4 protein-coding genes and 1 rRNA gene are annotated in these 3,966 nt (G+C 72.7%); 3 read left to right on the top strand and 2 right to left on the bottom strand.

What is annotated here, in order from left to right; translation table 11 throughout:
• Window positions 1–391: 391 nt before the first annotated feature.
• The gene (locus OERS_RS20295) at window positions 392–904 is read right to left on the bottom strand and encodes an RrF2 family transcriptional regulator (protein ID WP_068627782.1); all 513 of its coding nucleotides are present in this window, start codon (window positions 902–904) and stop codon (window positions 392–394) included.
• A gap of 118 nt (window positions 905–1,022) precedes the next feature.
• Between OERS_RS20295 and OERS_RS20300 the strand changes: the two genes are divergently transcribed.
• From OERS_RS20300 to OERS_RS20310, 3 genes are all read left to right on the top strand, one after another.
• The gene (locus tag OERS_RS20300) at window positions 1,023–1,328 is read left to right on the top strand and encodes a hypothetical protein (protein WP_056647532.1); all 306 of its coding nucleotides are present in this window, start codon (window positions 1,023–1,025) and stop codon (window positions 1,326–1,328) included.
• Window positions 1,329–1,446: 118 nt separating this feature from the next.
• Window positions 1,447–2,406: a zinc-binding dehydrogenase gene (locus tag OERS_RS20305; protein WP_068627783.1), complete on the top strand. Its 960-nt coding sequence runs from the start codon at window positions 1,447–1,449 to the stop codon at window positions 2,404–2,406.
• Window positions 2,403–3,683: an alpha/beta hydrolase gene (locus tag OERS_RS20310; RefSeq protein ID WP_083201640.1), complete on the top strand. Its 1,281-nt coding sequence runs from the start codon at window positions 2,403–2,405 to the stop codon at window positions 3,681–3,683. The genes OERS_RS20305 and OERS_RS20310 overlap by 4 nt, the downstream gene beginning before the upstream one ends.
• A 200-nt stretch (window positions 3,684–3,883) precedes the next feature.
• On the opposite strand, the gene rrf is transcribed toward OERS_RS20310, so the two are convergent.
• A 5S ribosomal RNA gene (rrf, locus tag OERS_RS20315) occupies window positions 3,884–3,966 on the bottom strand; the annotation flags it as partial.

The following is a 3,966-nucleotide window of genomic DNA, read 5'->3' on the forward strand; positions in this document are numbered from 1 at the left end:
GGGAGACGGTGGGCCGGTGGGTGCTGTAGGCGCTGTGGGCGCTGTGGGCGCTGTGGCGTGCACGGTGGCGGGTGCGGAAGAGGGCACAACCATGAGGGTCGCTTTCGGGGGCCGCGACGTGGTCGCGGGTGCACGGGGCGCCGGTGGGGTCGGCGCGGGGGCTGTGTCGTCGGGTCAGACGGGACGACAGCAACAGCCCGGCGCGGCGGCGCGGAGCGCGCGGTGCGTCAGCTCGGTGTGCATGAGAGCGACGGTAGCTGAACTAGACCGAAACGGTCCAGATTGGGCTGGTGGCTGAGACAAGGTTGCGCAGTGTTAACGCGCGAACCGCCGACGGTGACGGCTCGTCACCCCCGGCGGCCATACCCGTCACCCCCGGCAGGCGCGTGCATCACCCACGATGCTCGGCCTCTCCCCCACCACGCAGCTCGACCTCGTCACCGAACGGGCGCGTGACCCAGGCCTCCGAGTCCCCCACGAGGCGCGCGACGTCGTCGGGCAGCTCGCCCGACGCGATGTCCGCGATGGTGACCTGCTCCAGGACCGAACGCATCGCGACGCGCAGCGCGACCCACGTCTGCTGGAGCGCGGCCGCGGACGGCGCGTACGACGTGTCCTCGGGCTGGACCCCCGCGATGTTCGCGAGCGGACCGTCGATCGCGCGGATCACGTCCGCGACCGCGATCCGCGCCGGGTCCGCCGCGAGATGGAAGCCACCGTCCGCACCTCGGCGACTCTCGACCAGTCCCGACCTGCGCAGCTGGTTGAGGATGCCCAGGAGGAACGACCCCGGGATGCCCTGCGCCTTCCCGACCCGCTCGGCGGTCACGAAACCCTCGTCGTAGGCGACGGCGAGCTCCACGCACGCACGGACGGCGTAGTCGATCTTGGCGGTGATGCGCATGGGCACAGTATGCCGAGGCCGTGTTTCCGATCCCGCAGGATTATCGGGTGAAGTGACGTGCGCGACGCCACCGGCCGCGGGTTCGGCCCCCGGGCCCCGCCTGTGCGAAGGTGCAGCGGTGACTTCGTACCGGGTGAGCCTCGTCGTCGGGATGCTGCGTCCAGGCGCTTCCCCGGAAGCCGTGCTGCCGGCGGCCGCCGCCGCGGCGCGCGAGCGGACCGAGGTCGAGTCCTACGACCTGGGGATCGTGAGCGGCGAGGCCCGCGTCACGGTGCGCTACCTCGCCGAGGACGACGACGAGGCCGCCGAGACCGCCCGCGCCGTGCGGGCAGCGGCGGGGTCTCTCGTCGAGGTGAGCGGCGCGGTCTTCACCCGGCGCTACGGGCCCCGGTGGCATCCAGTGCCGGGCGGCATCCACCGCTGACCTGCACCGCCGCCTCGCGCCACGCCGCGCGGGGCCCCGCCTTCTCACGGGGCGGACGGAGAGCGGACCCGCCCCGGGCTCGGACGCGCTCCACGCGGGGAGACCGTAGGTTGGACACATGCTTGCCGCCTACGTGACGCACTTCGACCAGCAGGACCCGCTCGCAGGACTGACCGTGGGAGACCTGCCCGCCCCCGAGGCGCGGGAGAACTGGTCCGTGGTGGACGTCCGGGCCGCGAGCCTCAACCACCACGACCTGTGGTCCCTGCGGGGCGTCGGGCTCCGGGCCGAGCAGCTGCCCATGATCCTCGGCACCGACGCCGCAGGCATCGCACCCGACGGGACCGAGGTCGTCGTCCACGGCGTGATCGGCGCCGACGGTCACGGTGTGGGGCCGTCCGAGTCCCGGACGCTCCTGTCGGAGAAGTACGCGGGGACCCTCGCCGAGCAGGTCGCGGTCCCCACCAAGAACCTGGTCCCCAAGCCGCCCGAGCTCACGTTCGTCGAGGCGGCGTGCCTCCCGACGGCGTGGCTCACCGCGTACCGCATGCTCTTCACGGTCGCGGGGCTCGCGCCGGGTGACCGGGTGCTCGTCCAAGGGGCAGGCGGCGGCGTCGCGAGCGCGGCGACGCGCCTCGCGAGCGCGGCCGGCGTCGAGGTGTTCGTGACCTCGCGCTCGTCGGCCAAGCGGGCGCGAGCCCTGCAGAACGGTGCTTCTGCGGTCTTCGAGCCCGGGGCTCGGCTCCCCGCGCGGGTCGATGCCGTGATCGAGACCGTCGGTCAGGCCACGTGGTCGCACTCGATGCGTTCGGTCCGACCGGGCGGGACGGTCGTCGTCGCGGGGGCTACCTCCGGGGACGCGAGCCCCGCCGAGCTCTCGCGCATCTTCTTCCAGGAGATCACCGTCCGAGGCGTCACGATGGGCTCGCGCGAGGACCTCGCCGCCCTGCTGCGGTTCCTCGCGCGGACCGACGTTCGTCCGACGATCGACGAGGTCCTTCCCCTGGCGCAGGCCGCTGCCGGCCTCGCACGGCTCGACGCCGGGGAGCAGTACGGGAAGATCGTGCTCACGACATGAGCGACGAGGCCGGAGGCGCGGGCGCGGGCTCGGGCGGCGGTCCGAGCGGCGACGCGAGCGCGACGTCGGGGGGCGGGACGCCCGCCGAGGGGCGCGCGGGGTCCGGACGGCCGGTGTCCGGGTCGGCCGGCGACCAGGCCTGGACAGGGTCCCCACGCATCGCCGCGGTCCGACGCCGCACCCGGGCGGTGAGCCCTCGGACCGTCTCCCTGGGTGCGCTCCGCCAGGCGGCGGAGGTCGTCGCCTCACCTCCTGCCCCCCTGGCCGGCCGCGGCGGCGCGGCAGCACGGAAGCCGCGCTTCCGGCCGCAGCGCGGACGCTGGCAGGAGGACGTCCTCGGGCCGGACTACCGGCAGCTCACCCTCCAGCTCACGCCCGACGACGAGGGCGAGGTGGTCGCGACCCTGGTCCGTTACGACCCACCGACCGAGGAGGCCGTGCGCCCTGCGCGCGCCGTGCTGTACGTGCACGGGTGGAGCGACTACTTCTTCCAGACCGAGCTCGCCGAGTACTGGCACGGCCAGGGAGCCGCCTTCTATGCCGTCGACCTGCGCAAGTACGGGCGCAGCCTGCGCCCCCACCAGACCCCTGGGTACATGGAGCACCTCTCCGAGTACGACGAGGACCTCGAGACGGCGCTCGCGACGATCCATGCCGAGCTCGGGGCCCATGCGGCGGTCATGCTGCTGGGGCACTCCACCGGCGGACTGACGGGCGTCCTCTGGGCGAACCGGAACCCCGGGCGGCTCCGTGGGCTCGTCCTCAACAGCCCGTGGCTCGAGCTGCAGGGCTCGTCGACAGTACGGACCGTGTCGGCGCCGGCAATCCGGCAGCTCGCACGCTTCCAGCCCAAGGCGCCGCTGCCGAACATCGACGCGGGCTACTACGCCAGGACGCTCCGGGATCTCGAGAGCGGCGGGTGGGAGTTCAACCCCGAGTGGCGTCCTGTCCCGTCCTTCCCGGTGCGGGCGGGATGGCTCCGAGGGATCATCGAGGGGCACGCGACGGTGGCGGCGGGACTTGCCGTGAGCTGTCCGATCATCGTCCTCACGTCCGACCGGACCATCATCAGCCCTCGCTGGAGCGAGGACATGCGCCAGGCGGACATCGTGCTCGACGTCGAGCTCCTCGCCCGACGCGCTCCACACCTCGGTCCCGTTGTGACGATCGCGCGGATCGCCGGCGGGATCCATGACCTCACGCTGTCAGGTCCCGCGCCACGGGCACATTTCTACCGCGAGATCACGAGGTGGCTCGCGGGGTACGGGTGGAGCTGAGCGCCTTCGGTGATGCCGGCCGCACCCGGGCGCTCCACGAGCCTCGAAACGCTGGTGACAGCCGGGCGGCGAAGGCGAGCCGGTTGGTCGTGAGAACGCCTGAGCATGGAGATGCCCCGGGCACAGGTGCGCTCGGGGCTGGGTGTTCGGGGGTATGCCAAAGGCCCACCCCGTGTGGGGTGGGCCTTTGGTGAATGGTTGTCCGGCGGCGACCTACTCTCCCACCCCGTCTCCAGGGCAGTACCATCGGCGCAGAGAGGCTTAGCTTCCGGGTTCGGAATGG

The organism is Oerskovia enterophila (assembly GCF_001692445.1).
Taxonomy (GTDB): domain Bacteria; phylum Actinomycetota; class Actinomycetes; order Actinomycetales; family Cellulomonadaceae; genus Oerskovia; species Oerskovia enterophila.